Consider the following 4917-nt stretch of genomic DNA (forward strand, 5'->3'; position numbering starts at 1 on the left):
AGTATTCTGGGCAACCTGGGATGGCATCAATTTATAATTCTCGTTCTCTTTTACTGTGTGATAAGCAGTATTCTTATTGAGATATTTACCGTAGTTGAAGAAATACTGTCTAATCGTATACAATGTGAAATTGTACAGGTTTTTGGACAGCTTGGTCAACCTCTTCAAAGTTTCATACGTCTGCTTATCAGTACGGAGATGATTCTTCTGGGTCAGATACATACATTATACAATCGTTTATCAAAGTACTTATATTTTTTTGACTCTTTATCATACCACGATGCTAAAGACATCGTGGTTTTCTTTACCTTTATAAATCCAGGATTTTATAGAAATGCTTGGTCATAATGATTTTTGATTAGCTTTAGGATATCTATAATATTTGATGAATTTTGCTAATTGGTTTCAGTTTGATAGGTTTCCTACAGTGCCAAATACTAATTATAGCTTTGAATGGTTTCTACTAACATCCAGATAACCAAGTAGATATTTTCCATATATTTCAAAATCATCCAGCCGTCCTTTCAATAAATTTACCAGGAGCGAAGTATCGACTTCTTCTATATGTGTACCAGTGTCCCTCCAACTTACAATATTAGAGAAATCTTTTGCAAAAGCTTCTGGAATTATACCGTTTTTCCGAACAGGTAGACAAGTTCTACATCAGATTGATGTTTGAAAATATCGTGCAGTCTAGTAATAATTTCCTCTGTTAATAGATTATCTTTTCCTTTCATCCCTTTTGAATTTCTGCTGTATCCTCGCTTAACCCTTTCCAGACCACTTTGTATCCTAGATGTTCAAGTACAAGATAATATACCTGTTTGTCGAGTTTGTATTTATCAAAAACATCCACTACATCAGAATATGTTTTTAGATTCTTTATCTGTAAATCGATTTCCTGAATAAGGTTTTTATGAATCAGATAATCACCAAAAATTAAATATTCACTATCATCATTCAGCTGATTTTCCAATTTCTGCTTCAGTGCATTTTTCCATACATTTTCTTTTTCAGCCAGATCATTTATATTGATAATGTTTTTGTCTGGTGGAACATCTATATTTTTTATTCTGTCGTGCTCTTTTTCCAGTTCTTTTTCTTCATAACGCCTTAATATCTGCATAATCTGCTTATACGGTATTTTTTTGCTGTAAAACAGCACATCCGCATTTTTTGCTTTGAAATCGCTTTCTGAACATTTGAGTTTATTGTTGATAAGTAGAATTATGGGAACATCTACTTTGTTGACTTTTTCTATTTTCTTTTTAAGATACTCATGTGTCCAAAACCCGATGATTTCGACATAAACTGTAAGGTTACCTTTTTTTAGTGAAAAATCAGGAATAAATGCATATTTACCTGTTTTTAAAATTGCAGGTTCTCTATACAGACTCCATTCCCGAAAGGAAAATTGTGCAAACTCATATTCAATGGAACTATCAAATTCCGTCTTTTTGTTGTTGCTATAAAGAGGATTTGGAGATTCTTTTATCTGATTTTGTGAAGTTTTCAGACCGAATATGTCATCACTGCTACTTGCAGTAAATTCAAGTACCCGTTTCCCACTATTTGTTTTATGAGATATGTCAGCTCTGATGTACCATGAACGACATTCAAGTATATGCGGAACTAATTTTGCAAATGATTTACCATATCTTTCCGTCATTTTAAAAATGGAAGCAGGTCCATCTATATGAAGATTTACTGTCTCTATACCACTATCAATTTCCTCGTTATTGTTATTACTTACAGGAACTTCATTGAAAGAATACATTAACCTTGAACGAAGTACTGCCTGCAAAACGTTTTTGAAATTACCCTTTATTTTTAAGTCCAAATCAACGGCTTTGAAAAGAAGTGTCTGGATAAGTGATATGTTATACTGCTTTAACAGTTCATCAGATGATATTGGCTGAAAATTTTTGATTATTTTATTTTCATCGATGTCAGCCCATAGATTTTGTTCCAGTTCATCCTTTGAAAGAGAATATTTCTCGGCTACATTGTAAAGTATATTGTCTCTTTCTTCCCTTGATGTTATGATTTTTGAACATTCTTCAAACACTGCCTGTCGAAGTTCTACAGGGTCAATATCAACATTCGATTCAATTCTACATCTTCTCAATAGTATCTGTGTAAGTCCTCTGATCAAACGATAATTCATCTCTTCAAAACCCTGAATTTCCTCCATCAGGTTTCCATAGGTGTTTTCTATATACCTATTAAAAGTTTCAATCAGCATATCTGCCGTTTTGATATGCTCTGAGCTGGCATACACAGGTTTTACATTTCCCCTGTAGGTTTTAGTAACAAGAAGTTCACTGGGAAGCATTTTTGATATTAAAGATTTTTAATTGATGTTACTGTGCAGGTTTTCTTCTTTTTGATGTATTAATTTCTGACGTTTCAGCAGACACAATTTCATAAAGGACTGCTTCTTTTCCTTTTTGTTTTCTCAGAATTCTACCAAGACGCTGGATATATTCCCTTTTACTTCCGGTACCGCTTAATATGACACCTACACTAGCTTCAGGAACATCTATTCCTTCATCAAGTACTTTTGATGTCACTATGGCATTATATGTTCCTGATTTGAATTTTTCAAGTATGAGGTTTCGTTCCCGTGCAGTAGTTTTGTAGGTTATAGAAGGAATCAGAAATTCATCGGATATACGATATACCAGATGATTGTGTTCTGTAAATATAAATACAAAATCATGTATATGTTTTTTAAGGATATCTCTTAATTTTTCAACTTTTGCTGAACTATTAAATGCAATGTCTCTTGCTCGGTTTCTCGCCAGTAAAGCTTTCCGTGCTTCCGGGTCGTTTCCACTTCTTATGACCAGTTTCTGGAAATCACCGGGACTTTTCATGGATATATTTTTCTTTTTTAAATAATCTGTAAATATAGAGTGGTTCCTTTTGTATTCTTTCTTTTCTTCTTCTTTTAATGCAACAGTAATTTTTTCAATCCTGTATGGTGATAAATGTTTGCCTGAAAGACTGGATAACTCCTGCTCAAAAACCTTACCACCAACGAGCCGGTTTAATTCTTTATGAAGCCCATCTTCTCTTTCATAGGTAGCAGTTAAACCCATTCTGTATGGAGCTATAAACATTTCAGCTATTGTCCGGTATCCTTCAGCTGGTAAATGATGCACTTCATCAAAGATAATAAAATTAAATTGGTTACCGATTTTTTCTGCGTGGATATAAGCTGAATCATATGTAGAAACAGTAATAGGCTGGATGTCCTTTTTACCACCGCCAAGTGATCCGATTTCAATTGAGAAGGCTTTGCTAAGGATTGAACACCATTGCTCCATCAGGTCTATCGTTGGAACTACCACGATAACAGGTGTGTTGCAGTATGCAATAGCCTCCAATCCGATGATGGTCTTACCGCTCCCAGTAGGAAGTACTATTACACCCTGATAATTATTTTGAATCCATGAAGAAATAGCATCCTGCTGGTAATCTCTTAATTGTATATCATCATCATACAATTCTTTCAGTTCGGGACACGGAACAGGGTTAGGAACACTGTCATTATATTCAATTGATGATTCTTTCAGGTAATTGATGATATTTTTATAATATAATCCGTTAGCTCTGAAAGTTTTGCTGCGTTCATCCCAATAAGCATAAGGAACGCTTATACTACCGTTAATTTTTACAGTTCCTTGATGATAAGTTAGTTCAGGTATATCAGCTGACATAGTCTTATAACCACTAAATAATCAAATGGTTTTATAGAAAACCTTTACGATATATAAAATCTATTAAAAAACATGAAAACGGTATATGTAACTATAAATTACATGGAAATGTATATTTATGAAGATGGGGCAACAGGGGTTTGTGGAAGCCAACAGTTTCTACAGGCTGTCCGAAAATTACTGATTACTATAATTTCTTCTACAAAAACCTATTAAGTATACAATACGATTATTCTAATATTGTCATACTTATATAAAAATTGCGATAACTTTATATAATATAATTCTACTTAAACCAATAATACACTAAAACAAATAAAAAAATTAAGGTGTAATGATTTATTAAGGATTAGAATATCTAATTAATCAGAGGGAGTTAGGGGCTGTAGCTTTTAGTTCAGTCCAATGATTGAATTAGTTCGATAAGAGTGGGGGATAGTTAATGGTTGAAGTTGAAAGAGAGAGGTATACTGATACCTCCGAACGTGAAAAAATACGTGAAATGATAAAAGCACGTAAGGAAAAAGAAAAGGAAAAATCCTCTGAAACAGAGTCATCAGTTACTAAATGCCCTGAATGTGGAAGCATTAACCTTGAGAAGGATTATGAACGTGCAGAACTTGTTTGTTCAGATTGTGGACTTGTGGTGGATGCAGAATTAGTTGACGAAGGTCCTGAATGGCGAGCATTTGACTCTAATCAGCAGATGAACCGTGCCAGAGTAGGAGCGCCCATGAACTATGCCATTCATGATAAAGGACTGTCCACAGTAATTGACTGGAGAAACCGTGATTCCTATGGTCAATCAATTTCATCTAAAAACAGAGCTCAACTGTATCGATTAAGGAAATGGCAGCGTAGAATCCGTGTAAGCAATGCTACTGAAAGGAATTTGGCTTTTGCTTTATCAGAACTGGACCGTATGGCATCTGCACTTGGTTTACCAAGAACTGTACGTGAAACAGCAGCAGTAGTCTATCGGAAAGCAGTGGATAAGAATTTAATACGTGGAAGAAGTATCGAAGGTGTTGCTGCAGCAGCACTTTATGCTGCATGCCGTCAATGCAGTGTACCAAGAACACTTGATGAGATAGGTGAAGTATCAAGAGTTAGCAGAATAGAGATTGGAAGGACCTATCGTTTCATCTCAAGAGAACTTTCGTTAAAACTCATGCCTACTTCACCAATCGAT

4 protein-coding genes are annotated in these 4917 nt (G+C 34.6%); 1 reads left to right on the plus strand and 3 read right to left on the minus strand.

The genetic code is table 11. The features are described from left to right. From QZ276_RS08115 to QZ276_RS08125, 3 genes are all read right to left on the minus strand, one after another. A partial coding sequence (locus tag QZ276_RS08115) for a DUF919 family protein (RefSeq protein WP_292486982.1) occupies positions 1–222 on the minus strand: 222 nt, incomplete at its 3' end. A gap of 511 nt (positions 223–733) precedes the next feature. Further along, on the minus strand, positions 734–2335 hold the full coding sequence (locus QZ276_RS08120; protein ID WP_292486984.1) for a DUF790 family protein: 1602 nt from the start codon (positions 2333–2335) through the stop codon (positions 734–736). Positions 2336–2363: 28 nt separating this feature from the next. Further along, positions 2364–3725, minus strand: coding sequence for a DEAD/DEAH box helicase family protein (locus tag QZ276_RS08125; RefSeq protein ID WP_292486986.1), 1362 nt, complete (start codon positions 3723–3725; stop codon positions 2364–2366). 442 nt (positions 3726–4167) lie between these two features. Here QZ276_RS08125 and QZ276_RS08130 point away from each other — a divergent pair. Beyond that, positions 4168–4917: TFIIB-type zinc ribbon-containing protein (locus QZ276_RS08130; RefSeq protein ID WP_292486988.1), on the plus strand; the 750-nt coding region annotated here is incomplete at its 3' end.

It is taken from the genome of Methanohalobium sp. (assembly GCF_018609725.1).
Lineage (GTDB): Archaea > Halobacteriota > Methanosarcinia > Methanosarcinales > Methanosarcinaceae > Methanohalobium.

What these genes read in the sequence shown, in the direction of transcription:
- QZ276_RS08125 (WP_292486986.1), bottom strand. Translation starts at nt 3,725, where the DNA reads ATGTCAGCTGATATACCTGAACTAACTTATCATCAAGGAACTGTAAAA.
- QZ276_RS08120 (WP_292486984.1), bottom strand. Translation starts at nt 2,335, where the DNA reads ATGCTTCCCAGTGAACTTCTTGTTACTAAAACCTACAGGGGAAATGTA.